Here is a 26,757-nt window from a genome sequence, read left to right on the forward strand (position 1 = left end):
AGATCACACTTTGTTGCGGGAAAGTGAACGTGGAAGGAAGAAAATAAGAGAGTAATAATGGGCAGAAGGTATCAATAAAAAGCCTCCGTAAGAGGAGGCTGCGGGAGTTATACCGTTTTCTGATAATTCCCGATGAGTGTGAAACAAATCTCCGCAGAGGGATCACAGTACCGGGAATGAACCATAAGGCGGATGAATATCAGCCGAGCAGTTCGCAGTGCGGCGGTAAACGGCACTGAATCGCATCCGGCAACACTTCGATACGGAAATGTGTGCCGGTCAGCGGTTCGCCATCAAGGTTGAAGGTCATGTCGTGCGGCGCGGTAATTTCCAGCCACGGCAGACTGGCAGAAACGATATTTTTGTTTTCTTCGTTATTGATCAGACTGCGTAGGAAAGAGGGCAACAACTCTTCTGACGTCAGAAGACGCAACTGTAGCAGGCCATCGTTAATCAGGGCATCGGGGCAAATTTGTTGTCCGCCACCTGCCTGGCGGCCATTACCGATACCGATCACCAGCGCGTCACCTTCCCAGCTGAAATCCGGCCCGGTAATCTCGCAGCGGTCGGCTTTAAGCGTATCGAGGCGCAGAAGTCCGTGAATAAAGTACGAAACGCCGCCCAGCGCGGCTTTCAGTTTTTCCGGCGTTTCCGTGGTGATACGCGTGCCAAAGCCGCCGGTCGCCATGTTGATGAAGAAATGCTGGTCGTTGACGCGCGCCAGATCGATATCAACCGCTTTGCCTTTTACCGCCAGCTGTAATGCCTGTTCAGGCACCGGAGGAATATTGCAGGCGGTGGCGAAATCATTAGCCGTCCCCAGCGGAACAATCCCCAGTACCGGCTTGATGCCGGGAAGTTGCGCCAGCGCACCGGCCACTTCGTTGATGGTGCCGTCGCCGCCCCCGGCGATCACGGTTTCACAGCCCAGTTCGACGGCTTCAGCAACGTATCGCGCGGCATCGCCATGTTCCCAGGTGACCCGCACACTCAGCTCCACGCCTTCGGCGCGCAGCGCGCTCACCGCTTCACGCAGTTCTTCGATGGCTGCGCCTTTTCCATTCAAAATCAGCAGTGCTGTGGTCATGTACGCTCCTTTTATCTATACATATCTACCATAGATGAAAAGTCCCATATTTGGCTATCAGATTAATCAGCGAATGATTTATTCATACGGAAAATAATTTCACTTAAATTAATTCAATATTTCGTTTATTTTTTGACGCGGTTTTTTATTAATACGGATAATCATTATCGTTATTAACAAACCGAAAGAAGAGGGTGTTAGCAGGCTGAAAACTAAAAGAAAAGCCAGCTCAAGGGAGATTGAGCTGGCCAAGGAGGTGGTTCCTAGTGTAGTCCGGTGCTTTATTTTGCATTCGAAGTAAATTGCGAATGCATATTAACCAGCTCCACCAAAAATAGATGTGATCGGCTCCTTATTTTCGAATAAATCCTTATTTCGCGTGCGGATCACGGGTGTCAGTATTTTCCAGATTACGCAACAAAATGGCGAACTCAAGGCTGACATCTTCCGGCAACGCGACATACACGATGTGCCCGTTGCCCGGTGCGACATCCACCGGCTGTCCTTTTTTATTGCGCAGGGCCTCCAGTTTGAACTGGACGTTGCCCTGTGGCGTCATCATTTCCACGCTGTCGCCGACGCTGAATTTATTCTTCACATCGATTTCAGCCCAGCCATCCACGCGGTTGCCGGTGAATTCACCGACAAACTGCTGGCGGTCGCTGACGGAGAAACCGTATTCGTAGTTTTGCTGCGCGTCATGGGTATGGCGGCGCAGGAAACCTTCGGTATAACCACGGTGTGCCAGCCCTTCCAGCGTGGAGAGCAGCGTCGGGTCAAAAGGCTTTCCGGCGACGGCGTCATCAATGGCGCGGCGGTAAACCTGCGCGGTGCGGGCGCAATAATAGAAGGATTTGGTACGGCCTTCGATTTTCAGTGAGTGCACGCCCATTTTCGTCAACGTTTCGACATGCTGAATGGCGCGCAGATCTTTGGAATTCATAATATAGGTGCCATGTTCGTCTTCAAAGGCACTCATATATTCACCCGGACGCATCGCTTCTTCCAGCATAAAGACTTTGTCCGTCGGCTGGCCGATGCCTAATGTTGGCTCCGGCGCGTCAACCTGCTGAACGGGGATCGGCTCGTGCTGATGCACAATATTGCCGACAGCGTCTTCTTTACCTTCCTGAACTTTATATTCCCAGCGACAGGCGTTGGTACAGGTGCCCTGATTCGGGTCACGTTTATTGATGTAGCCGGAAAGCAGACAGCGGCCGGAATACGCCATGCACAGCGCACCGTGGACGAAGATCTCGATCTCCATATCCGGCACCTGAGCGCGGATCTCGGCGATCTCTTCCAGCGACAGTTCACGCGATAAAATCACCCGCGTCAGCCCCATTTGTTTCCAGAATTTCACCGTCGCCCAGTTAACGGCGTTAGCCTGCACCGACAGATGAATATCCATCTGCGGGAAGGCTTCACGCACCATCATGATCAGCCCCGGATCGGACATGATCAGGGCATCCGGCCCCATGTCGATCACGGGCTGTAAATCACGGATAAAGGTTTTCAGTTTGGCGTTGTGCGGCGCGATATTCACCACCACGTAGAATTTTTTACCTAAGGCATGGGCCTCGTTGATGCCGGTTTCCAGATTCTGGTGGTTAAATTCGTTATTACGTACGCGCAGGCTGTAGCGCGGCTGACCGGCATACACGGCATCGGCGCCATAGGCGAACGCATAACGCATATTTTTCAGGGAGCCGGCAGGGGAGAGCAGTTCCGGAACAAAAGAATCGCGGGTAAACATAGTCAATCTCAGTCTGATCACAGGTCAGGGCCGTCCCGGATGCGGGGCGACGAAAGGTCAGAATTGTAACGTCTGAGTTGACTGAAAGCAGCCGGTTTGTGTGGGTATTTGAGGTTTTAGCGGGTCAGATCAATTTTTGTATCCTGAGGCTGCAAACGGAAATATGCAGCCCCGGGATAAAGGGATCAGGCAATCTGCTGGGTAAGATCGCGGATCTCCGGGCTTAACCCGTTTTTGATGACGGACTGCACCCCTTTCTTAGCCGCGCTCAGCGTGGTGTACATCTCGCTGACGCCAATGACCTGATGGTTTTTTGCTTTCAAGACGAAATAAAACTGCCCGTCTTTTGAGGGCTTAACTTCATACTGCGATTCTTCGGCTGCATTGTTTTGTACCGATAAGATGCCGTTTTCAGCGGATGCTTTGCTGGCATACATTTCGCTGGTGAGAATAATCTCTCCATTACCGGCTTTAAGGATAAAGTGATATTGCCCGTTCCTCGCCTTAGTCAGATCGTAGTGACCATTAGCCATAAAGGTAATCTCCATAAGAGGGGTTATTTTCCAGAGATAAGTGTAGTTAATGGAAACTTTTTCGCGGCGATAGCGGAAATTTAAGGTATGAAATGTGAACTGGCCGACAGACTTTCAGCAACTTTACAAAACTCAATTGCCGGCCAGAATAACGTTAAACCAGATGGCAGGGTTCGGCTTCCCAGCGGTAGCCGACGCCATAGACGGCGCGGATAAAGGCTTTTTCGCCGTCGAGGGATTCGAGTTTGCGGCGCAGATTTTTGATGTGGCTGTCGATGGTGCGGTCCGTCACCACGCGGTAATCATCATAGAGATTATTGAGCAGCACCTCGCGGGTGAAAACGTAGCCCGGTTTCACCGACAGGGTTTTCAGCAGACGGAATTCCGCAGGCGTCAGCTCAAGCTCATGCCCCTGGAAGGTGGCGCGAAAGCGGGCTTCATCAATGTGCAGACCGGTTTCTTTTGCCACATGTTCATCGGGACGTACGCAACGGCGCAGGATCACTTTGACGCGCGCCACCACTTCCCGCGGGCTGTAAGGTTTGCAGATGTAATCATCGGCACCGATTTCCAGCCCGAGCAGACGGTCAATTTCTTCCGTTTTGGCGGTCACCATCATGACTGGCACATCGGAGAACTGGCGGATGTCGCGGCAGATCGATAAACCACTGCTGCCCGGCAGCATCAGATCCAGCAGGATCAGCGCCGGAGGCTGGGTTTTCACCAGCGTAATCACATCGTGACCGTCGGGCAGCCATTGCGTGGCATAGCCCGCCGCTTCGAGATAGTCGATCAGCAACTGGGCGAGTTTCGGTTCGTCTTCCACGATCAGAATTTTCAACGGCGCAGGGCCGGACAGTACAGAGTCGTTCATTCAGTTTCTCGGGCCATGTGGAACAGAAAGTGGCAGGACGATCGTAATACGAACGCCCCCGGCGGGGGAGTGGCTGGCGCTAATCTGCCCGCCGTGCGCTTCAACGATATTCTGGCAAATCGCCAGACCTAAACCGGAACCGCCGCTGGCGCGGTTGCGCGAGCCTTCGGTGCGGTAGAAGCGTTCGAAAATACGGATCAGCTGTTCATCGCTGATGCCCGGCGCGCTGTCCTGAAAAATCAGATGCAGCGATTTGTCGCGGATTTCGCCCAGAATTTCCAGGCCACCGTTCGGGTCAGTATAGCGCAGACTGTTTTCCAGCAGATTATTGAAAAGTTGCGACAACCGCTGCGGATCACCAAATACGTCTGCTTTTTCAGGCAACTGGCTGGTGAGCGTGAGCTGTTTACTGTGGAAGCGATCCCGTGAACCGGCTTCCGCCAGCTGGACAAGATGCACCACATCGGTGTCCACCTTGCGATAGGCCAGCGCACCCGCATCCGACAGCGAAAGCTGATGCAGGTCGTCCACCAGTTTGGTCAGAATCGCCACTTCAGATTGCAGAGACTCCAGCGAACCGACACTCATTTTGCGCACGCCGTCCTGCATGGCTTCCAGCTCACCGCGCAACACCGCCAGCGGCGTGCGCAGTTCATGGGAAATATCCGCCATAAATGCCCGGCGCATTTGCTCGTTTTTTTCCAGCGTCATCGCCAGCTGGTTGAAATCCTGCGCCAGTTTTCCCAGCTCATCTTCACTGTCGACTTTTACCCGGGTGCTGAAATCTCCGGCAGCCAGCTGATGGGTACCGTTCACCAGACGCTTAACCGGCGCGAGCATTCCCCGTGAGAGCACCCAGGTGACGGCGGCGGCCAGTAACGCGGTGAAAGCGACAATAATCCAGCTGGTCTGGCTTTGCTGGCGTTCGAAATTGATATCGGCATTGCGCGTCAGACGTTCGGCGGGAGTGGAGATCACCGAGCCTATCATCACGCCGTCAACGGTCATCACCCGACGCGGGCCTTGCAGATCGGGCGGAACCGGCTGGTCATACCCGCCGATGCGGCGATCATGACTGTCGAGGATCCAGAACTTTGTCCGCCAGCCTTGCGGCGGCATTTTCTCGCTGCTGGTCTGGTCAAACGAACGCATCAGCTGATAGATCAGCCGGTCATTTTTTTCCAGAAAATCCCAGCTGCCGTGTTGTTTGTACTGCTCCTGCAGGGTGTCGGCCAGCAAGGCAACGCGCTGTTCGTTACTCTGACGGATGTAGTCGATAAAGCCCCGTTCGAAGCTCATCCGCACGCCCCAGTTCATGGTGATTAACACCAGCGCGCAGGTACAAAAGATGGCCATAAACAGCTTGGCGGTAATACCAGGTTTCATGATTTTCTCATCGGGTCGGGAGAACCGGCCGCAGCACGACGACGGTCAATAAGGGCATTTTTTTGGGCGTCAGGCGGTACTTTGGAGAATACCCAGGCAGGCAGGGCAATCACCAGCGCCATCGACATGTAGCAATAGAGGAAAGCGGTATGCATGATACTGCTGTCCGGTGTGATCGCCTGCTGATGGGCAAACAGCCCGATCAGCAAACCGGCTACACTCACGCCGAGGCTCATCGATAACTGCATGATCATCGACAGCAAACTGTTGCCGCTGCTGGCAAGACGCGGCGGTAAATCCTTCAGCGTCAGCGTATTCATTGAAGAGAAGCGCAGTGAATTCACCATCCCCTGGAAAAACAGCACGATCGGGATCATCCACACGGCACCGTAAATGGCGACTACCGGGAAAATCAGCGTAATCAGTGCCAGCAGCAGGGTGGCGCTGACCAGCGCCTTGCGGTAGCCGAGCTGATTCACCAGCCGGACGACCACGCGCTTCATCCCCATACTGCCCAGCACCATCGGGATCATCATCAGCCCGGCGTGGAAAGGGGTAAAACCCATGCCGAGTTGCAGGAAGACCGGGGTCATAAAGGGTAACATGCCGCTGCCGATACGCCCCAGCAGGCTGCCGATCAGCCCGATCTTAAACGTCGGGGTGTGGAACAGGCGCAGGGAAAACAGCGCCGACAGATTACCGCGCGCGTGCATCCAGTAAACACCCAGCGCGCCGCCACCGACCGCCACCAGCAATACGATTTCCAGCGGCGTCAGCCCCATACTGCGGCTGCCTTCCAGCGCCAGCGTCAGTGTGGCCATACACACGGCAAGCATCACAAACCCGCTGATATCAAAGCGGCGGGTCTGCATTTTATAGTTCGGCATGATCATTAACGTGGCGATACAACCGGCCAGCCCGACAGGCAGGTTGATGAGGAAAATCCAGTGCCAGCTGGCGTATTGCACCAGAAAACCGCCCAGCGCCGGGCCGAGTAACGGACCGACCTGACCGGGCAAGGTCACCATGGTCATCGCCGCCATGTATTCGCTGCGCGGAACGATTTTCAGCACCGTCAGCCGCCCGACCGGCACCATCATCGCCCCGCCAATCCCCTGAACAATGCGTGACAACACCAGCTCGCGCAGGCTTTCTGACTGTGCGCACAGCAGGGAGCCGAGGGTGAACAGCACGATGGCTGAAAAGAACACCCACTTCACCCCGACTTTATCCGCCAGCCAGCCGCTGGCGGGCAACATCACCGCGACCGTCAGCACGTAAGCGACAATCACCGAATGCATATGCAGCGGGTTTTCACCGAGGCTGCGGGCCATGGAGGGAAGCGCGGTATTGACGATGGTGGTGTCGAGAGCCTGCATAAAAAAGCCGAAGGCGACGATCCACAACTGCCAGCGCACCGAAGGCGGCAGCGGCGTGGAGGGCGGTAAGGTGTCAGTATTTTCAGATTTCATGAGTCATCGCATCAGCACAATCATTGTCGCGGCATTTCAGGAAGAAATTCACCTGCAGACCGGCTCACAGTGTAGCCAGAATGTTTCAACAGAAAATGGAGGAAATAAGGAGAGTCTTTCCCATTTTTTGACAATTCTTCTGACAATAAAGAATAGCGTTCAGCCTGACATTTTATATCAAAATGCTAAGGTTGACCTTTGACCATAAACCGTTCGCACGCAAACTAAGTGTAATCTGACCTTATGAAAGGGAGAGAATGATGAGCAAAAGAGAACTGGGTCGTTCAGGTATTCAGGTGCCGTTGTTAACCTTCGGTGGCAATGTGTTTGGCTGGACGGTGGATCAGGCCGCCTCGTTTAACCTGCTGGATGCCTTACTGGATCACAAACTGAATTTTATCGACACGGCAGATGTGTACTCGAGCTGGGTTGAAGGCAACAAAGGCGGAGAATCCGAAACCATTATCGGCAACTGGCTGAAAAAAACCGGTAAGCGTGACCAGGTCATTCTTGCCACCAAAGTCGGTAAGCCGATGGGGGAAGGCAAAGTCGGGCTGTCGCCCCGCTATATCAGAGAAGCCGTCGAAGCGTCACTGAAACGCCTGCAAACGGATTATCTCGATTTGTATCAGTCACATGATGACGATGCCGATACGCCACTGGCTGAAACAATGGCGGCATTCGATGCGTTGATCAAAGAAGGCAAGGTGCGTGCCGTCGGCGCGTCAAACTACAGCGCACCGCGTCTGGCCGAAGCGTTGAAAGTCAGTCAGGAAAACGGGCTGGCGCGTTATGAAACCCTGCAACCGCAATACAATCTTTATGACCGCAAAGTGTATGAAGAGGCACTGGAGAAAGTGGTGCTCGATAACGGCTTAGGCGTGATCAACTTCTACGGGCTGGCCGCCGGATTCCTGACCGGCAAATACCGCACCAAAGCCGATGCCGCTAAGAGCAAACGCGGGGAAAACGTGGTTGCACGCTGTCTGAACGAACGCGGTCTGAAAGTGCTGGCAGGGTTGGATCAGGTGGCTGAGAAGCACGGCGCGCAACCCGGGCAGGTGGCGCTGGCCTGGCAGATTGCGCGTCCGGGCATTACCTCGCCGATCGTCAGTGCGACCTCCCTGCAACAGCTGAATGAACTGGCGCAGGCCGCGACCCTGAAACTGGATGACGCGGATATCAAAACGTTAAATGACGCCAGCGCCTGGTAAATCCGGTTTCTGAGACATAAAAAAAACCGCCTTCAGTCTCAGGCGGTTTTCGTTTTTCTGCACCGTGACATCTTAACGGAACAGCGTTTGTGCCCAGCGCGCCAGACCGGCGGTGACGGAGCCAAAATCATTGCCCCCGACCAGCGGGATCCCCGGCAATTGTGCCTGCAAAGCCGCACGCAGCAGTGGCGAACGTGCGCTGCCACCCGTCAGATAAATGACGTCCGGTTTAATGTCGCTGCTGGCCAGTGCCAGACTGACCTGTTCCTGAATTCGTTCCAGCGGCTGAGAAATTGCTTCACTCAGTTGCTGCTGGCTGATGGTTTCGGCCAGACCGGATTCAATGAAGTCCATCGCCGCCGTCACGCTTTCACGTTCAGAAAGCGCAATCTTACTTTCTTCTGCCGCGCGGACCAGACGGTAGCTCAGACGCTGTTGATGCACTTTCAGCAGGCGTTTGATCAGATCCGGTTGCGCCGCATCGCGGATTAAATCACGCAACATGCGGCCATTCGCCACGCTGTAGAAATCCAGCTGCGCCGGTACGTCATTGGTTGCTACCGCATTCCAGTAAGGCAGCGCCGGGATGGCGATCCCTTTTTGGGTTTCGCTGCCCATCCCAAACTGGGGGGTGAGCTGTTTGAAGGCGGTCATGATATCCAGATCGTTTCCGCCGACGCGGCAACCACTGTGGCCGAGCAGGCTGCTCTGACGCTCTGCTTTATCGCGCCATTGCGGACCCATCAGCAGCACCGAGCAGTCGGTGGTTCCGCCGCCGATATCCACCACCAGCACGGTTTTCTCTTCCGTCAGCGTGGCTTCGAAATCCAGACCTGCCGCAACCGGCTCAAACTGGAAAGCGATATCGCGGAAACCTGCACGTTCAGCCGCACGCTGCAAAATACCCTGTGCCTGTGCATTCGCGTCTTCCCCGCCCATGCCCTGAAAGTTTATCGGGCGACCGATAACCGTCTGCTCAATGCTTTCCTGCAGGACGGATTCAGCCTGACGCCTGATGTGGTACATCATCGCGCAGACCAGATCTTCAAACAGGGCAATTTGCTGTGGTTTCAGGCCATTTGCGCCCAGGAAGGATTTCGGCGAGCGAACAAAGTACACCTCTTCCGGATCTTCCATGTAGGTCGCCAGCGCCTGCAAACCGAAGTTCACGCTGTTGGCATTAACCGGAATATCTTCCTCACGGTTAAAGCTGATACTGCGGCGCAGCAGCGCCAGATTTTCATCACTGCCCGTCGGAACCTGTCCGTGACGGTTCAGCCATTCGCTGACCGCTTCACGTGTCGGTGCACAAAGCATGGAGGGTAAGTAAGGATCGTTATTTTCGAGCGCCAGAAGATGAGCGTTATTATCACGCATCACCGCCACGGAGCAGTTCGCTGTACCGTAGTCAAATCCAATAAACATCATTGTTCCCCATGCCAAAGAAGGGACGGGACTTTACCGGAGAGACGCAGATTGAGCAAGATGAAAACCGGGGTTTTCCTGATGGCGTAAAGCAGTATTTTGTTCCCGTGTTTGCTGTGAAACTCACCCCTTCGCAGGGGTGAGAGCAGATCGAGCATTTACGCCTCCCCCTGCGAAGGGGGAGGCGGGGAGGGGGTTTTAAAGCCACTCCTTTACTTCACTTCTTTAATTTCACTTCTTTTATTTCAATAACGCCTGCGCTTTCGCGACCACATTATCCGCTGTAAAACCGAACTCCCTGAACAGTTGCTCTGCGGGTGCAGATTCCCCGAAGGAGGTCATGCCGACAATGGCTCCGTTAAGGCCGACGTATTTGTACCAGTAATCGGCGATACCGGCCTCAACGGCGACACGCGCGGTCACGGCTTTTGGCAGCACGGCTTCACGGTATGCCGCATCCTGCTGATCGAAGACATCGGTAGACGGCATGGACACCACGCGCACTTTGGTGCCAGCAGCGGCCAGTTTATCTGCGGCCTCTACGGTAATGCCGACTTCCGAACCGGTGGCAATCAGGATCACCTCCGGCGTGCCGTCAGAATCTTTCAGCACATAACCGCCGCGCGCCACGTTTGCCAGTTGCTCAGGCGTACGCGGCTGCTGGGTTAAATTCTGACGCGAGAAGATCAGGGCAGAAGGGCCGTCAGTTCGCTCAATGGCATATTTCCACGCCACCGCTGATTCCACCTGATCACCCGGCCGCCAGGTGTTCATGTTTGGCGTCACGCGCAGGCTGGCCATTTGTTCCACCGGCTGATGCGTCGGGCCGTCTTCACCCAGACCGATGGAGTCGTGGGTATACACGAACACGTTGCGGATTTTCATCAGCGCGGCCAGACGTACGGCGTTACGGGCATATTCGACGAACATCAGGAAGGTCGCGGAATAAGGCAGGAAACCGCCATGCAGGGCGATACCGTTGGTGATGGCCGTCATGCCGAATTCACGTACGCCGTAGTGGATGTAGTTACCGGCCTGATCGTCACCGATCGATTTCGAGCCAGACCACATGGTCAGGTTACTTGGCGCAAGGTCAGCGGAGCCGCCAAGGAATTCCGGCAGGATTTTACCAAAGGACTCCAGCGTATTTTGCGAGGCTTTACGGCTGGCAATATTGGCGGGTTTTGCCTGCAATTCTTCGATGTATTTCTGCGCTTCGCTTTGCCAGTTAGCAGGCAGTTCGCCACTCACACGACGTTCAAATTCGGCGGCCAGTTGCGGATAGGCCTTGGCATAGGCGGCAAACTTGTCGTTCCAGGCTTTCTCTTTCGCTTTACCGGCTTCTTTGGCATCCCATTGGGCGTAAATATCCTGCGGTATTTCAAACGGAGGGTAGTTCCAGCCAATGTGTTTGCGGGTGGCAGCGACTTCATCGTCACCCAGCGCGGCGCCATGCGCGCCGTGGGTACCGGCTTTGTTCGGTGAGCCGAACGCGATCACGGTTTTGCACAGCAACAGCGACGGTTTGTCTTTCACGTTGCGGGCTTCTTCGATGGCGGCTTTTACGGCGTCAGGATCATGACCGTCAATGCCACGGATCACATGCCAGTGGTAGGCTTCAAAGCGTTTGGCGGTGTCATCGGTGAACCAGCCTTCCACATGACCGTCGATGGAGATCCCGTTGTCATCATAAAACGCAATCAGCTTACCGAGTTTCATGGTGCCTGCGAGTGAACAGGCTTCGTGTGAGATGCCTTCCATCATGCAGCCATCACCGAGGAAAGCGTAGGTGTAGTGATTCACGATATCGTGATTTTCACGGTTAAACTGAGCCGCCAGCGTGCGCTCGGCAATCGCGAAGCCCACGGCGTTAGCGATCCCCTGACCCAGCGGGCCGGTGGTGGTTTCAACGCCCGGCGTATAGCCGAATTCCGGGTGTCCCGGTGTTTTGGAATGCAGCTGGCGGAAATTCTCCAGCTCTTTCATTGGCAGGTCGTAACCGGTTAAATGCAGCAGGCTGTATTGCAGCATCGAGCCGTGTCCGTTGGACATCAGGAAGCGGTCACGATCGGCCCATTTCGGGTTGGTCGGGTTGTGATTCATATAATCACGCCACAGCACTTCGGCAATGTCAGCCATGCCCATCGGGGCGCCGGGGTGGCCGGAATTCGCTTTCTGAACGGCGTCCATGCTCAGGGCGCGGATCGCATTCGCTAGTTCTTTACGAGAAGGCATATTCACTCCATCTGGTTATTCAATACAAAACTACAGTTGTGCTGACAGCACATCTTCGAGTTTTTTCTGGTCGGTGGCGAACTGGCGAATACCTTCTGCGAGTTTATCCACGGCCATCGCATCCTGATGATGTTCCCAGAGGAATTCTGCCTGTGTCAGTGGTGCGGGTTTTTTGCCACCCTTATCCGATGGCTGCAATTTACGTTCAACCGGTGCGTCACTGGCTTTAAGTTCTTCCAGCAGGTTGGGTGAAAGGGTCAAGCGATCACAACCGGCCAGTGCCAGAACCTGTTCCACCTTGCGGAAACTGGCGCCCATGATGACGGTCTCGTAGCCGTGAGATTTGTAGTAATCGTAGATAGTACGGACAGATTTCACGCCCGGATCTTGTTCCACGTCGTAGGCGGCATTCGGTTCTTTAGCTTTGTACCAGTCATAGATACGGCCAACGAACGGGGAAATCAGGTAAACACCGGCTTCGGCGCAGGCGCGTGCCTGGGCAAAGGAGAACAGCAAGGTCAGGTTACAGTTGATGCCTTCTTTTTCCAGTGCTTCAGCGGCTTTGATGCCTTCCCATGTGGAAGCCAGCTTGATGAGAATGCGTGATTTGTCGATACCCTGATCCTGATACAAGCCAATCAGTTTGCGGGCTTTTTCGATACACAATTCGCGGTCAAACGACAGGCGGGCATCGACTTCTGTCGAGATGCGCCCCGGAACGCTTTTCAGGATTTCCACACCGATATTCACGGCCAGCTTGTCTGTGGCATTGACCACCTGAGTCTCTTTGCTGCCGCCCTGCTTACGGGCATAGTCCAGCGCGTCTTTAATCAGGTTTTGGTATTGCGGCAGGTCGGCTGCTTTGAGGATCAGCGAAGGATTGGTGGTCGCATCCTGAGGCTCGAAATGACGGATAGATTCAATGTCACCGCTGTCGGCAACGACGGTGGTGATTTTTTTTAGTGCGTCTAACTGGTTCATCTCTTAGCTCCTTGGCAAGAAAAAACGATACAGCAATAAGGTCGTCCGACTCTCTTTCGTAGGGCTCCTACCCTGCATCATTCGGTTAACAAACTGAATGCGCTTTTTCTGATTACTGCAATGGGTCTCAACAATGACGGCCCCTGTTGCCCCACAAACTGAGCGTCTGACGGGTAAAGCGCAAGGCCAAACTTTAAGCTTAGTTGATTTTTACGAGACGTCTTCCACGAATGAAAAGTAATCAATGTAACGGCGAAATTTTGGTCGTTATCCGCCTCTGGCCGTGGCATGGTTATCTATACTGGTCAGCGGGAAAAGCCGATGGTGAAATTTCCCCGTACCCTGTTGCCCCTACAAATGTCCCTACAAAAAGTTGTCTCTACAAAAAATAAGAAACAAGAAAAGGATCCTGCAATGGACGAACAACTCAAACAAAGTGCGCTCGATTTTCACGAGTTTCCGGTGCCCGGAAAAATACAGGTTTCGCCGACCAAACCCCTTGCCACGCAACGTGATCTGGCTCTGGCCTATTCGCCGGGCGTCGCCGCTCCATGCCTGGAAATCGCCAAAGATCCGCTGGCGGCTTACAAGTACACCGCCCGTGGCAATCTGGTGGCGGTGATTTCCAACGGGACCGCCGTTCTCGGGCTGGGCAATATCGGTGCGCTGGCCGGTAAACCGGTGATGGAAGGCAAGGGCGTATTGTTCAAGAAATTCGCCGGTATCGACGTATTTGATATCGAAGTTGATGAGAACGATCCCGATAAGCTGATCGACGTGATCGCCGCGCTGGAACCGACATTCGGCGGTATCAACCTTGAAGACATCAAAGCGCCGGAGTGTTTTTACATCGAGAAAAAGCTGCGGGAACGGATGAAGATCCCGGTATTTCATGACGATCAGCACGGCACGGCCATTATTTGTACCGCAGCGGTGCTTAACGGTTTGCGTGTGGTCGGGAAAAACATTTCAGATGTGCGGCTGGTGGTGTCAGGTGCCGGGGCTTCCGCCATTGCCTGCCTGAATCTGCTGGTGGCGCTGGGGCTGAAACGCCACAACATCACGGCCTGTGATTCCCGTGGCGTGATTTATCAGGGCCGCGAAGAGAACATGGCCGAAACCAAAGCGGCTTATGCCATTGCAGATAACGGTCAGCGCACGCTTGGCGATGCGATCCCGGAGGCGGACATTTTCCTCGGCTGTTCCGGCCCCGGCGTTCTGACGCAGGATATGGTGAAAACCATGGCGAAGGATCCGCTGATCCTGGCGCTGGCCAATCCTGAGCCGGAGATTTTACCGCCGCTGGCAAAAGCCGTACGGCCTGATGCCATTATCTGCACCGGCCGTTCGGATTATCCGAATCAGGTCAACAACGTCCTGTGCTTCCCGTTCATTTTTCGCGGGGCGCTGGATGTCGGCGCGACCACCATCAATGAAGAAATGAAACTGGCCTGCGTTCACGCCATCGCAGATCTGGCGATGGCGGAACAAAGCGATGTGGTGGCTTCTGCTTATGGCGAAGAAGAGTTGTCTTTCGGACCGGAATACATCATTCCCAAGCCTTTTGATCCGCGCCTGATTGTGAAAATTGCGCCAGCGGTGGCGAAAGCGGCGATGGATTCTGGTGTCGCCATGCGCCCGATTGACGATCTGGACGCGTATACCGAAAAACTCACCGAGTTTGTCTACAAAACCAACCTGTTTATGAAGCCGATTTTCTCGCAGGCGAAGAAAGACGCCAAACGGGTGGTGATGGCGGAAGGGGAAGAAGAGCGCGTCCTGCATGCCACGCAGGAGCTGATTTCTCTCGGGCTGGCAAAACCGATTCTGGTCGGCAGGCCGAGCGTGATTGCCATGCGCATTAAGAAACTGGGTCTGCAACTGGAGGCGGGACGGGATTTCGAAGTGGTCAATAACGAATCCGACCCGCGTTTTAACGAATACTGGCGCGAATATTATCAGCTGATGAAACGGCGCGGTGTCTCGCAGGAGCAGGCGCGGCGGGCGGTGATCGGCAATCCGACGCTGATTTCCGCTATTATGCTGTTACGCGGCGAAGCGGATGCGATGATCTGCGGAACGGTCGGCACTTATCATGAGCACTATGACATCGTCGAAAAGGTGTTTGGCTTCCGCCGGGGTACGCATGTTGCCGGGGCGATGAATGCCCTGTTGCTGCCAAGCGGTAATACGTTTATTGCGGATACTTACGTCAATGATGACCCGACACCCGAGCAACTGACGGAAATCACGCTGATGGCGGCAGAAACGGTGAGACGATTTGGCATTGAGCCGAAAGTGGCGCTGTTGTCCCATTCCAGTTTCGGCACCTCCGACAGCCCGGCCGCGCTGAAAATGCGCCGTACGCTGCAACTGATTAATGAGCGTGATCCTGATCTGGAAATCGACGGTGAGATGCATGGTGACGCGGCACTGGTCGAAAGCATCCGTCAGGACATCATGCCGGACAGTCCGCTGAAAGGGTCGGCGAATATCCTGATCATGCCGAACATGGAATCGGCGCGCATCAGTTACAACCTGCTGCGGGTTTCCTGTTCAGAAGGGGTAACGGTGGGACCGGTGCTGATGGGCGTTTCAAAACCGGTGCATATTCTCACGCCGATCGCCTCGGTCAGGCGGATTGTGAATATGGTGGCGTTAGCCGTGGTGGAAGCGCAAACCGAGCCGCTATAAATCAGCAAGGGCGCCGCAACAGGCGCCCTTTAAAAAGAGTTACTCAGTATTTCACTTCGCCGATACGTTCCAGCGCATCGACGATCAGATCCCAGAAACGCTGATGATCGAGTTTTACCGCCACTTGCGTATGGCAATCCGGCGGCGGCGGGGCGCGGAAATCCGCGACGGTCATGCCGAGGGTTAAGGTGCCGGTCAGTTCGATATCCACCGGGACTTTTTGCACGGTCATGACATTCGGATCAATCACGTAAGCCACCGCGCACGGATCATGAACAGGTGGTGAATCAAAGCCCTGCCGGTCTTTGTAGCTCAGACCAAAGAAATCGAGCAGCTCGCCGACAAATTTCGCAGGCTGTGTCCCCACGGCGGCGATGCGCGCGGCGACGTCCGGTGTTGCCAGTGCCTGATGGGTTAAATCCAGTCCGACCATGGTCAGCGGCCATTTTTCGTTGAACACGATATGGGCGGCTTCCGGGTCAATCTTGATGTTGAACTCGGCGACTGCGCTCCAGTTCCCCACATGATAACCGCCGCCCATCAGCACCACTTCTTTCACCCGTTCCGCAATGCGTGGTTCTTTGCGCACGGCCATGGCGATGTTGGTCAGTCCGCCGGTAGGCACCAGAGTGATGGTTTTCGGCGGATGAGACATGATCAGATCAATGATCAGGTCGATCGCATGAACAGGTTCAAGTGTGATGGCCGCTTCCGGCAATACCGGGCCGTCCAGACCGGACTCGCCGTGGATCTCGTCCGCCACTTCAATCTGACGCACCAGAGGACGCGTTGCCCCCGCCGCAAACGGCACACCGGTCAGGTTAATCACACGAGCAACGGCAAGTGCGTTGCGGGTGACTTTCTCCAGCGTCTGATTACCAACCACCGTCGTGACGGCCAGCAGTTCGATATCGGGGTTACCGTGCGCCAGTAACATCGCGATAGCATCGTCGTGCCCCGGATCGCAATCAAGGATGATCTTTTTGACCATTTCTTATTCCTTTAATTAATGTAGTGGTACTTCGGTTTCGACAGCCAGACTGGATTATTTTTTGGCTTGTTGCAGCCACTTATCCAGTTCATTGGCAAATTGCTGGCGGTCGCGCTGATTAAGCGCAGGCGGCCCGCCGGTCTGCACGCCGCTGGCGCGCATGGTGTCCATAAAATCACGCATGTTCAGGCGTTCTTTGATGGTTTCCGTGGTGTAACGCTCGCCGCGCGGGTTCAGCGCCACGCCGCCTTTCTCAATGACTTCGGCGGCCAGCGGGATATCGGCGGTGATCACCAGATCGCCCGGTTCGGTGCGTTTCACAATTTCGTTATCGGCGACGTCAAAACCCGCTTCGACCCGCAGGGTGCGCAGATATTTTGACGGCGGCGTACGGATGATCTGGTTGGCTACCAGCGTCACCATCATGCCGGTGCGTTCGGCGGCACGGAACAGCACGTCTTTGATGACGTTCGGACATGCATCCGCATCAACCCAGATTTGCATCAGTTTGGCGCTCCGTTTTCAGATAAGCCATTTTCAGCCAGCCAGTCGCGTACCGGCAGAAAATCGCGGTACAGCGCGGCTTCCGGGCTGCCTTCTTCCGGCTGGTAACCGTATTCCCAGCGCACCAGCGGTGGCATCGACATTAAAATGGATTCCGTACGACCGCCGGTTTGCAGGCCAAACAACGTGCCGCGATCCCACACCAGATTGAATTCAACGTAGCGGCCACGGCGGTAGAGCTGGAACTGGCGCTCACGTTCGCCCCACGGCAGTGTTTTGCGTTTTTCCACCACCGGCAGATAGGCGTCGGTAAAGCCGTTACCCACCGCCTGCATAAAGTTAAAGCAGGTGTCGAAATCCGGTGAATTCAGGTCATCAAAGAATAAGCCGCCGATCCCGCGTGCTTCGTTGCGGTGTTTGATAAAGAAGTAATCGTCGCACCATTTTTTGTATTTCGGATAGACATCGTCGCCGAATGGCTGGCAAAGCTGTTGTGCGGTGAGGTGCCAGTGGCGGGCGTCTTCTTCAAAACCGTAATAAGGCGTGAGATCGAAACCGCCGCCAAACCACCAGACCGGTGCTTCGCCGGGTTTTTCCGCAATGAAAAAGCGCACGTTGGCATGGCTGGTCGGCACATAGGGATTCAGCGGATGAATAACCAGGGAGACGCCCATCGCCTGAAAGCTGCGTCCCGCCAGTTCGGGGCGATGCGCGGTGGCGGAAGCGGGCAGGGTGGCACCGGAAACGTGGGAGAAATTCACCCCGGCCTGTTCAAACACCGCGCCATTCGTCAGTACCCGGCTTTGACCGCCGCCGCCTTCCTCGCGCACCCATTGATCTTCAGCGAACTGACCTTTGCCATCGGCGTCCGCCAGTTTCTGGCAAATGTGCTCCTGAAGTTTAAGCAGGAAGGTTTTGACTTGCTGGATGTCGGGAATGGATTGGCTCACGGGCAAACTCGCAGACGTTGACTGAAAGGACATTCAGCGCCGTGCGGGCGCTGAATGAGAAAAAAGTGGTCATCAGTATAGCGTGATTTGCTGTCAGTTTGGCAGCTCAGTGGGGTTTACGCTCGTTGGCGTCGAAATAGCTAAAGAAATTCACAATACCCTGTGAAATGGCCTGCGCAATTTCGCGGCGGAATGCCGTGGTGCTCAGTAACTGTTCTTCCTGATGGTTGGTGATAAAGGACGTTTCCACCAGAATCGACGGAATTGACGGCGATTTCAGTACGGCAAAGGCCGCCTGTTCGGTTTGCTGACTGTGAAGATGGTGGATCGGGCGGATCCTGTCGAGCACATGGTGACCCAGCGTCAGACTGTTTTTAATGGTGTCGGTCTGTACCAGATCAAACAGGACTTGCTGGAGATAATTGTTGTCTTCTTTGGCATATTTCGCACCTGCGACCAGATCGGCATCGTTTTCTTTTTTCGACATGTAACGCGCCATGGCGCTACTGGCTCCCCGGTTGGAGAGCGCGAAAACCGACGCGCCGGAGGCTGTCGGGCTGGTGTAACCATCGGCATGAATCGAGACGAACAGATCGGCCTGATGCTGATGTGCCAGTTCAACACGCTGATAAAGCGGAATAAAGTGATCTGAATCGCGGGTCAGTTTGACCTCAATATGGCTTTGTTCGCCCAGAAATTCCCGCACATAGTTGGCGATTTCCAGCACCACATGTTTTTCTTCCGAGCCTTCATGGCCGACAGCACCGGAATCTATACCGCCGTGGCCGGGGTCGATCATCACCAGTTTTTTTGCGCCCGGTGGTTTAGGGGCCGGGGCGGATTTGGTGATGTGCTCCTGCTGTGCGGCGCTGGCAGAACGTGAACCGAAAGCGGCAATGGCTAATCCAAGCCCGGACAGTAACAACTGGCGACGGGTGGCGGCGGCAGGGAGAGGCTGGAAATGCAGAAATTTATTCAGGGGGTTTAACATCAGTCCGTTACCGTCAGAAAAAATGCAGAATGCCCTATGTTATAGAGTATCTTTTTTATAGTTTCGATCTGAGAACTATTACTTTTTATGAATATTGTGTCGTGAATGAATCTGCCACCGAATAAATCTCCGTCTGCGGAGAGGCGGCCTGTTGTTTTATGTGAAGATTTTATCGCTGAAAACGGTTCATAAAGTACACAATCTGTGATTTTGATGTTGCGTATCAATCAGATCACGCGATAATCAGATAAACCCCTACTAACAGCGGCGAACAGTGATGGAAATTCGCGTATACCGTCAAGAAGATTTCGAAGAAGTACTGACCTTATGGGAACGTTGCGACCTGCTGCGTCCGTGGAATGATCCTGAGCTGGATATTGAACGTAAAATTAACCACAGCCCCGAGTTTTTCCTGGTGGCGGAAGTGGGCGGTGAAGTGGTGGCGACGCTGATGGGCGGCTACGATGGTCATCGCGGATCAGCCAATTATCTGGGTGTACATCCTGATTATCGCGGCCGTGGCATTGCCAATGCGCTGGTAAACCGTCTGGAGAAGAAGTTAATCGCCCGCGGTTGCCCGAAAATGAATTTAATGGTGCGTGCTGAAAACGATGCGGTAGTCAGCATGTATGAAAAACTGGGTTATGAGATTTCGGATACCCTTTTGTTGGGCAAACGTTTGATCGAAGATCAAGAGTATTGACGTCGTTTCCTCAATAAAAAGCCCCGGCAGGAGTGATCCGCCGGGGCTTCGTTTTCTGCGTTACTTGATCAGTTTTACGCTTTTGACATCCACTTCCACAGAGTTCCAGTCTTTATCGACTTTACCTTCAATGCGGATTTTGTCTTTCGGCGACACGTTCTGTCCCTGCCAGCGTTTGCCATCAATTTCGACATTGAGGGTGCCGGTGTTGTCGCGGAAAATGTATTTATCATGGTCGATGCGCTGATCGATGAACCCTTCCAGCATCACCCACTGATCATCCTTCATGGTTTGCGTGTCTTTCACCGTGCTCAGCGCCGTGGTGCCGGTGAAACCGCCCTGCGCGGCAGGCTGGGTTTGCGTTTCCTGCGCCGACGGGCCGTTAAAGCCACCGGTCTGCTGGGCAAACGCGGTTGCGGAACAAAGTGCAATGAGGGTTGCCAGCGTGATCTTCTTCATCATAATAGTCGTCCTTAAGTTAATGTTTCCAGAGCACCGGCAACTATGACATCGTTCAGGATGGGTTGCCGTGTTAGAAACCATTAAAGCAGACTGTTCTTAACAGTTTCTTAAGCGCCTGCCCGACAGACGTCGATTTATGTCGGGTATGTCCCTGAGCGAGGGTTAACTTTCACCTTATTTGCAGGAACGTTGTTCTTTTTATGAACCCGGATGATTATAACGACCACGGTATGTTGCGGTTGCCGCTGTGGTTCTGGACGATTTTGATTTTGCAGGCGCGGACCTGGATATTGTTTGTGATGGTCGGTGCGTCACGTCAGCAGGGCAGTGATCTGCTGGCGTTGTTTTATCCCGAATCGCAGAATTTCTGGTCCGGTATGTTGCTCGGTTTGCCGCCCGCGCTGGTGTTTTTGCTCAGCGGACGCCGGCATTTGTGGCCACGGGTCTGGCAGGCCGGTTACTGGCTGTTGCTGGCCGGTATGTTCATCACCTTTGCCTTGCAGGCGCTGGGTTTGTGGCAAAGTACCGACAGTATTTCAGGTGTGGACATTGTGCTGGCGTTGCTGGATGCCGCCGCGCTGGCTTACTGGTTAATGAGCCGTCGTCTGCGCGCCTGTTTTGATGCCGCGCGCCGTCTGGTCTGAAGCATATTCCATTTGGGGCTGAACTTTCTTACTGAGTAAGTACTCGAACTGGCGCTAAACAATAATGATTCAAGGAGTGTACCGAATGACTGTTCGCCTGCGGGTTCGCCCGCTGTTACTGGCGCTGCCGCTGATCCTGACCGGCTGTTCGTCGATGTCACATATGTCATGGCCAGACGTCTCCTGGTCAGCGATGAATCCGCTTAACTGGTTTGGCAGCAGTGCGACGGTCAGCGATAAAGGTGTCGGTGGGATCACCGCCAGCACGCCGCTGACGGAAACCGCGATCACTGACGCGCTCGACGGCGACTATACCCTGCGCAGTGGTATGTCGATGAGCAACGGCAAAATGCTCAGCTTCTTCCAGGCGATGGATGGCAAAGAGGTGAAAATGTCGATCAGCGGCGAGCCGAAAGGCACGGTGCAGCGCGTTGACGTGGTGGATCCGAAAGTCGAAAGCGAGTGGGGCGTCAAAATCGGTACGCCGTTCAGCGATCTCTACAGCAAGGCTTTTGATGTGTGCGTGAAGGGTGAAGGTGATGACGCCGAAAGCGTCGAGTGTAAAGCGCCGCAAAGTGCTCACGTGACCTATGTGTTCAGCGGTATCTGGCATGGCCCGGATTCGCTGATGCCTTCGGATGATGCCCTGAAAGACTGGAAGGTCAGCAAAATTATCTGGCGCGCCAATCCGGCACAGGCCGCTGCCGCGCAATAAAACGGTTTTCTCCGCTTAAAAAGCCCTCAATGCCTTGCCTTCGCGCAAGGCATTTTTATTGACATCCGGTATGATGACGCCGGTCAAATTAACGAGGATGAGAAGATGACTCAGGTTCAGAGCGGCATTTTACCCGAACATTGCCGTTTCGCGATTTACATTGAAGCGAAAGCTCAGGGTGACCTGGATGCGCTCCGGCAGGGCTGCCGTGCATTTGTGGCCGTACTGGAAGACATGCAGAAAAAATTTCCCACCGAACATCTTGGTGCGGTCGTGGCCTTTGGCAACGATGTGTGGCGTGATTTATCCGGCAACCAGGGCGCGGATGAACTGAAATCTTTCGAGCCGCTGGGCAAAGGTCTGGCGCCCGCGACGCAGCGCGATATGTTGCTGCACATTCAGTCCCTGCGTCATGACGTGAACTTTGCGCTGGCCCAGGCGGCACTGAAAGCCTTCGGCAGTGCGATCACCGTCGAGGAAGAAACCCACGGTTTCCGTGCGCTGGAAGAACGTGATCTGAGCGGCTTTGTCGATGGCACTGAAAACCCGAAAGCGGAAGCCCGCGCGCAGGTAGCGATTATTCCTGAAGGCAGCGTCGATGCTGGCGGCAGTTATGTGATGGTGCAACGCTGGAAACATAATCTGGTGCAATGGGAACGCTTCTCCGTGCAGCAGCAGGAAGAGGTGATCGGCCGTACCAAAGACACCGACGAAGAACTGGATTCAGAAACCCGTCCGGCGACGTCACACGTCAGCCGCGTGGATCTGAAAGAGGACGGCAAGGGCCTGAAAATCCTGCGTCAGAGCCTGCCTTACGGCACTGCCAGCGGTGAGCACGGATTGTATTTCATTACCTATTGCGCCCGTTTGTGGAACATTGAGAAACAACTGCTGAGCATGTTTGGCGATCTCGATGGTAAACGTGATGCCATGCTGCGCTTCACCCGTCCGGTAACCGGCAGCTATTATTTCGCGCCGTCCCTGACCCGCCTTCTCGCACTCTAAGTTCTCTCAGCGCGTTCCCCGTGGGCGCGCTGTTTCTTTCCCTCCTGTTATTTTCCCCTGCGGTTGTTAATGCCTTATAGCTTTTCATGCTTGAAAATCACCAAATGGTATATAAAACCGTTACAGCCTGACCCTCAGTTATAAATACACTGTGTGATATTGAGCGATTCATATTCGTGTCGCAAATCGATTCATCACCTAAGGCTGAGCATGAAAACAGAAACGGGGTTTGCTAAAACGTGGTTTACAGGCAACGTGCTGAAAGGTTCGGTGGCGGCACTCTTGCTGGCCAGCGGAGCCGCGTCGGCGACTGAATTGCTCAACAGCTCTTATGATGTCTCCCGTGAACTGTTTTCTGCCCTGAATCCGCCTTTCCAGAAACAATGGGCGGAGCAAAATAATGGCGACAAACTGGATATCAAACAGTCGCATGCCGGTTCATCCAAGCAGGCGCTGGCGATTTTGCAGGGTCTGAAAGCCGATGTGGTCACTTACAATCAGGTGACGGATGTGCAGATTTTGCATGACCGCGGCAATCTGATCCCGGCCAACTGGCAAACACGTCTGCCGAACAACAGTTCGCCATTCTATTCCACCATGGCGTTTCTGGTGCGCAAGGGCAATCCAAAGAATATTCATAGCTGGGACGATTTAGCGCGTCCGGGCGTGAGTCTGGTGTTCCCGAATCCTAAAACCTCCGGCAATGGCCGTTATACCTATCTCGCGGCCTGGGGCGCGTTCAATCTGGAAGACAATAAAAACCAGACGCAGACCCGCGAGAAGATGGCGAGTTTCCTGAAAAACGTGCAGGTCTTTGATACCGGCGGCCGTGGCGCCACCACCACATTTGTTGAGCGCGGGCTGGGCGATGTGCTGATCAGCTTTGAATCCGAAGTGAACAATATCCGCAAACAATACGGCGATGATAAATACGAAGTGATTGTCCCGAAAGTGGACATTCTGGCGGAATTCCCGGTCGCCTGGGTGGATAAAAATGTCGAGAAAAATGGCACTGAGAAAACCGCGAAAGCGTATCTGAATTATTTGTGGAGCCCGCAGGCGCAGAAAATCATCACCAGTTTTAATTACCGCGTGTATGACAAAACGGCGATGGCGGCGGCGAAAGGGCAATTCCCGGACACCAGACTGTTCAAGGTTGAAGAACAGTTCGGAAGCTGGCCACAAGTGATGGAAACCCATTTCAGTACCGGCGGTGAGCTGGACAAACTGTTAGAGCAAGGTCACCAGTAATGTTGTTGTCGAGCAAACGCGTTTTACCCGGATTCACCCTGAGCCTCGGCAGCAGTTTGCTGTTCGTGTGCCTTGTCCTGTTGCTGCCGCTGAGCGCGCTGGTGATGCAGTTGTCGCAAATGACCCTGTCGCAATACTGGGATGTCATCACCAACGGTCAGGTGGTGGCGGCCTATAAAGTGACGCTGCTGGCAGCGGGCGTGGCGAGTCTTTTTAACTGTTTCTTCGGCATGCTGATGGCGTGGATCCTCACCCGTTACGAGTTTCCGGGCAAAAGCCTGATCGACGGGCTGATGGATTTGCCGTTTGCCCTGCCAACCGCCGTCGCCGGTTTAACGCTGGCCGGATTATTTTCTACCACCGGTTTTTACGGCCAGTGGCTGGCGCATTTTGATATCAAAGTGGCCTACACCTGGCTCGGTATTGCGGTGGCGATGGCGTTTACCAGCATCCCGTTCGTGGTGCGTACCGTGCAGCCGGTGCTGGAAGAGTTAGGCCCGGAATATGAAGAAGCGGCTGAAACCCTTGGCGCCTCGCGCTGGCAGAGTTTCCGTCGCGTGGTATTGCCGGAGGTGATGCCTTCGCTGCTGGCGGGCACCGCGTTGTCCTTCACCCGCAGTCTGGGGGAGTTCGGTGCGGTCATTTTCATCGCCGGGAACATTGCGTGGAAAACTGAAGTCACCTCGCTGATGATTTTCATCCGCCTGCAGGAATTTGATTACCCGGCGGCCAGCGCCATTGCTTCCGTGATCCTCGCAGCATCGCTGCTGCTGCTGTTCGCGATTAACACCTTACAGAGCCGTTATGGCCGTCGTCTGGGAGGCCAGTAATGTCTGATATTCCGGCTTTTGCAGGGGAAAAACGCCAGCGGATTGACTGGGTGAAATGGTCGCTGATTGGCACCGGTGTGCTGATTTGCGTGCTGCTGCTGGTGATCCCGATGATCAGCATTTTTGTGCTGGCATTTTCTGATGGCATTGCGGCGGTGTGGAAGAACCTGTCGGACTCCGACATGTTGCACTCCATCTGGCTGACCGTGCTGATGGCGCTGATCACCGTGCCGGTTAACCTGATTTTCGGCACGCTGCTGGCCTGGCTGGTGGCGCGCTTTAATTTTCCGGGACGTCAGCTGTTACTGACGCTGATCGACATTCCGTTCGCGGTGTCACCGGTGGTCGCCGGTCTGCTTTATCTGCTGTTTTACGGCACTAACGGCCCGATTGGCGGCTGGCTGGATGCCCACAACATTCAGTTTATGTTCGCCTGGCCGGGCATGGTGATGGTGACGGTATTTGTCACCTGTCCGTTTGTTATCCGTGAGCTGGTGCCGGTGATGCTCAGTCAGGGCAGCCATGAAGATGAAGCGGCGGTCTTACTCGGCGCCTCCGGCTGGCAGATGTTCCGCCGCGTGACTCTGCCGAACATCCGCTGGGCATTGCTGTACGGCGTGGTGCTGACCAATGCCCGCGCGATCGGTGAATTTGGCGCGGTGTCCGTGGTATCCGGTTCTATTCGCGGCGAAACGTACACGCTGCCTTTACAAGTTGAATTACTGCATCAGGACTACAACACCGCTGGCGCGTTTACTGCCGCAGCGCTGTTAACCCTGATGGCAATTGTCACACTGTTTCTGAAAAGCGGCCTGCAATGGCGTCTGAAGCGCCACAACGACCGTCTTGAGCGGGAGGAAAGTCATGAGCATTGAAATTAACGGTATCAACAAATATTTTGGCCGCACCAAGGTGCTCAATGATATCTCGCTCGATATTGCTTCCGGGGAGATGGTGGCGTTGCTCGGGCCTTCCGGTTCCGGTAAAACCACGCTGCTGCGTATTATCGCCGGGCTGGAAAATCAGAGCGCGGGGCATTTGAGTTTTCACGGCAAAGACGTGACGCGTCTGCACGCCCGCGATCGTCAGGTCGGCTTTGTGTTCCAGCATTATGCGCTGTTCCGTCATATGACCGTGTTCGACAATATTGCCTTCGGTCTGACGGTTCTGCCGCGCCGCGAGCGTCCGGACGCCGGGGCCATCAAACAGAAAGTCACTAAATTGCTGGAGATGGTGCAGTTAGCCCATCTGGCAAACCGTTATCCGGCACAGCTTTCCGGCGGTCAGAAACAGCGTGTGGCGCTGGCCCGTGCGCTGGCGGTCGAGCCGCAAATTCTGCTGCTGGATGAACCCTTCGGCGCGCTGGATGCCCAGGTGCGTAAAGAGCTGCGCCGCTGGCTGCGTCAGTTGCATGAAGAACTGAAATTCACCAGCGTATTCGTGACCCACGATCAGGAAGAAGCCATGGAAGTCGCCGACCGCGTGGTGGTGATGAGTCAGGGCAATATCGAACAGGTTGGCGCACCGGAAGAAATCTGGCGTGAACCGGCGACCCGTTTCGTGCTGGAATTCATGGGTGAAGTGAATAAAATCGGCGGCGAAATTCGTGGCTCGCAGTTGTATGTCGGCGCGCATCACTGGCCGCTGGAAAACCCGCCGCTGCATCAGGGCGCGGTCGACTTGTTCCTGCGGCCGTGGGAAATGGAAATCACCGCGCAAAGCACGGCGCGTTGTCCGTTACCGGTGAAAGTGTTGGAAGTCAGCCCGCGCGGTCACTTCTGGCAGCTTATCGTGCAGGCTGAGGGCTGGCATGATGAACCGCTTTCCGTGGTACTGTCAGAAACGCACGGCAACGGCGCACCTCAGCGCGGCGATCGTTTTTACGTCGGCGGGCTGAATGGTCGTCTGTATGCCGGTGATCAACCGCTACAACCCGTTGCGTTAGCGAAGAGCGCCTGATATTTTTTAATCAGAATGTGTCTCAGGGCGGTCATCGGGCCGCCCTTTTTATCGCCTGATATCTGTTTATGTATTTTTTATCAGTCAATATATCC

At 54.6% G+C, this 26,757-nt stretch carries 24 protein-coding genes; 10 read left to right on the forward strand and 14 right to left on the reverse strand.

Features of this window, described 5'->3' with window-relative positions:
* Positions 1-199: 199 nt before the first annotated feature.
* From yegS to mdtD, 6 genes are all read right to left on the reverse strand, one after another.
* Positions 200-1,087: a lipid kinase YegS gene (yegS, locus tag EYY67_RS04195; protein ID WP_131692920.1), complete on the reverse strand. Its 888-nt coding sequence runs from the start codon at positions 1,085-1,087 to the stop codon at positions 200-202.
* A 370-nt stretch (positions 1,088-1,457) separates the two neighbouring features.
* The gene (gene trhP / locus EYY67_RS04200; protein WP_095923001.1) at positions 1,458-2,843 is read right to left on the reverse strand and encodes a prephenate-dependent tRNA uridine(34) hydroxylase TrhP; all 1,386 of its coding nucleotides are present in this window, start codon (positions 2,841-2,843) and stop codon (positions 1,458-1,460) included.
* A gap of 185 nt (positions 2,844-3,028) precedes the next feature.
* On the reverse strand, positions 3,029-3,376 hold the full coding sequence (locus EYY67_RS04205) for a YegP family protein (protein ID WP_095925193.1): 348 nt from the start codon (positions 3,374-3,376) through the stop codon (positions 3,029-3,031).
* A 154-nt stretch (positions 3,377-3,530) separates the two neighbouring features.
* Positions 3,531-4,250 (reverse strand): envelope stress response regulator BaeR, encoded by a 720-nt coding sequence (baeR, locus tag EYY67_RS04210; RefSeq protein WP_095923000.1) that lies wholly within the window; start codon positions 4,248-4,250, stop codon positions 3,531-3,533.
* A complete protein-coding gene (gene baeS, locus EYY67_RS04215) occupies positions 4,251-5,636 on the reverse strand; it encodes an envelope stress sensor histidine kinase BaeS (protein WP_095922999.1) in 1,386 nt (461 codons plus the stop codon).
* Positions 5,633-7,108: a multidrug transporter subunit MdtD gene (gene mdtD, locus EYY67_RS04220; protein WP_095922998.1), complete on the reverse strand. Its 1,476-nt coding sequence runs from the start codon at positions 7,106-7,108 to the stop codon at positions 5,633-5,635. The genes baeS and mdtD overlap by 4 nt, the downstream gene beginning before the upstream one ends.
* A 260-nt stretch (positions 7,109-7,368) precedes the next feature.
* Between mdtD and EYY67_RS04225 the strand changes: the two genes are divergently transcribed.
* Positions 7,369-8,322: an aldo/keto reductase gene (locus EYY67_RS04225; RefSeq protein WP_131692921.1), complete on the forward strand. Its 954-nt coding sequence runs from the start codon at positions 7,369-7,371 to the stop codon at positions 8,320-8,322.
* A gap of 72 nt (positions 8,323-8,394) precedes the next feature.
* Here EYY67_RS04225 and yegD read toward each other — a convergent pair whose 3' ends face one another.
* From yegD to tal, 3 genes are all read right to left on the reverse strand, one after another.
* Positions 8,395-9,747 carry a molecular chaperone gene (gene yegD / locus EYY67_RS04230; RefSeq protein WP_119822653.1) on the reverse strand — a complete coding sequence of 451 codons (1,353 nt, stop codon included), beginning with the start codon at positions 9,745-9,747 and terminating at the stop codon, positions 8,395-8,397.
* Positions 9,748-9,987: 240 nt separating this feature from the next.
* Positions 9,988-11,982 carry a transketolase gene (gene tkt / locus EYY67_RS04235; protein WP_131692922.1) on the reverse strand — a complete coding sequence of 665 codons (1,995 nt, stop codon included), beginning with the start codon at positions 11,980-11,982 and terminating at the stop codon, positions 9,988-9,990.
* Positions 11,983-12,012: 30 nt separating this feature from the next.
* Positions 12,013-12,963, reverse strand: coding sequence for a transaldolase (tal, locus tag EYY67_RS04240; RefSeq protein ID WP_095922993.1), 951 nt, complete (start codon positions 12,961-12,963; stop codon positions 12,013-12,015).
* A gap of 414 nt (positions 12,964-13,377) precedes the next feature.
* Between tal and maeB the strand changes: the two genes are divergently transcribed.
* Entirely contained in the window at positions 13,378-15,657 is a 2,280-nt protein-coding gene (gene maeB / locus EYY67_RS04245) for an NADP-dependent oxaloacetate-decarboxylating malate dehydrogenase (protein WP_119822651.1), read from the forward strand.
* Between the two features lie 43 nt (positions 15,658-15,700).
* Here maeB and uriH read toward each other — a convergent pair whose 3' ends face one another.
* The 4 genes from uriH to amiA form a co-directional block, all read right to left on the reverse strand.
* On the reverse strand, positions 15,701-16,648 hold the full coding sequence (gene uriH / locus EYY67_RS04250; protein WP_095922991.1) for a uridine-preferring nucleoside hydrolase UriH: 948 nt from the start codon (positions 16,646-16,648) through the stop codon (positions 15,701-15,703).
* A gap of 54 nt (positions 16,649-16,702) precedes the next feature.
* Entirely contained in the window at positions 16,703-17,152 is a 450-nt protein-coding gene (locus tag EYY67_RS04255) for a YaiI/YqxD family protein (RefSeq protein WP_131692923.1), read from the reverse strand.
* Positions 17,152-18,135, reverse strand: a complete 984-nt coding sequence (gene hemF / locus EYY67_RS04260) for an oxygen-dependent coproporphyrinogen oxidase (RefSeq protein ID WP_131692924.1) — start codon at positions 18,133-18,135, stop codon at positions 17,152-17,154. The genes EYY67_RS04255 and hemF overlap by 1 nt, the downstream gene beginning before the upstream one ends.
* Positions 18,136-18,208: 73 nt before the next feature.
* A complete protein-coding gene (amiA, locus tag EYY67_RS04265) occupies positions 18,209-19,093 on the reverse strand; it encodes an N-acetylmuramoyl-L-alanine amidase AmiA (RefSeq protein ID WP_119822648.1) in 885 nt (294 codons plus the stop codon).
* A gap of 277 nt (positions 19,094-19,370) precedes the next feature.
* On the opposite strand from amiA, the gene EYY67_RS04270 reads away from it, so the two are divergent.
* Positions 19,371-19,796, forward strand: a complete 426-nt coding sequence (locus EYY67_RS04270) for a GNAT family acetyltransferase (RefSeq protein WP_095922987.1) — start codon at positions 19,371-19,373, stop codon at positions 19,794-19,796.
* Between the two features lie 60 nt (positions 19,797-19,856).
* Here the strand turns inward: EYY67_RS04270 and EYY67_RS04275 are convergent, their stop codons facing one another.
* Positions 19,857-20,255 (reverse strand): YgiW/YdeI family stress tolerance OB fold protein, encoded by a 399-nt coding sequence (locus EYY67_RS04275; RefSeq protein ID WP_195817543.1) that lies wholly within the window; start codon positions 20,253-20,255, stop codon positions 19,857-19,859.
* Positions 20,256-20,458: 203 nt separating this feature from the next.
* Between EYY67_RS04275 and EYY67_RS04280 the strand changes: the two genes are divergently transcribed.
* From EYY67_RS04280 to cysA, 7 genes are all read left to right on the forward strand, one after another.
* On the forward strand, positions 20,459-20,902 hold the full coding sequence (locus EYY67_RS04280; protein WP_095922985.1) for a DUF2919 domain-containing protein: 444 nt from the start codon (positions 20,459-20,461) through the stop codon (positions 20,900-20,902).
* Between the two features lie 85 nt (positions 20,903-20,987).
* Positions 20,988-21,617 carry an RpoE-regulated lipoprotein gene (locus EYY67_RS04285; RefSeq protein WP_095922984.1) on the forward strand — a complete coding sequence of 210 codons (630 nt, stop codon included), beginning with the start codon at positions 20,988-20,990 and terminating at the stop codon, positions 21,615-21,617.
* 105 nt (positions 21,618-21,722) lie between these two features.
* Positions 21,723-22,622, forward strand: a complete 900-nt coding sequence (locus tag EYY67_RS04290) for a Dyp-type peroxidase (RefSeq protein WP_131692925.1) — start codon at positions 21,723-21,725, stop codon at positions 22,620-22,622.
* Positions 22,623-22,832: 210 nt separating this feature from the next.
* Positions 22,833-23,873, forward strand: a complete 1,041-nt coding sequence (gene cysP / locus EYY67_RS04295) for a thiosulfate ABC transporter substrate-binding protein CysP (RefSeq protein ID WP_165497941.1) — start codon at positions 22,833-22,835, stop codon at positions 23,871-23,873.
* Positions 23,873-24,703, forward strand: a complete 831-nt coding sequence (gene cysT, locus EYY67_RS04300; RefSeq protein WP_131692926.1) for a sulfate/thiosulfate ABC transporter permease CysT — start codon at positions 23,873-23,875, stop codon at positions 24,701-24,703. The genes cysP and cysT overlap by 1 nt, the downstream gene beginning before the upstream one ends.
* The gene (cysW, locus tag EYY67_RS04305; RefSeq protein WP_095922981.1) at positions 24,703-25,578 is read left to right on the forward strand and encodes a sulfate/thiosulfate ABC transporter permease CysW; all 876 of its coding nucleotides are present in this window, start codon (positions 24,703-24,705) and stop codon (positions 25,576-25,578) included. The genes cysT and cysW overlap by 1 nt, the downstream gene beginning before the upstream one ends.
* On the forward strand, positions 25,568-26,662 hold the full coding sequence (gene cysA / locus EYY67_RS04310) for a sulfate/thiosulfate ABC transporter ATP-binding protein CysA (protein ID WP_131692927.1): 1,095 nt from the start codon (positions 25,568-25,570) through the stop codon (positions 26,660-26,662). The genes cysW and cysA overlap by 11 nt, the downstream gene beginning before the upstream one ends.
* Positions 26,663-26,757 lie beyond the last annotated feature (95 nt).

This window comes from Rahnella victoriana (assembly GCF_004330295.1).
GTDB classification, from domain to species: Bacteria; Pseudomonadota; Gammaproteobacteria; order Enterobacterales; family Enterobacteriaceae; genus Rahnella; species Rahnella victoriana.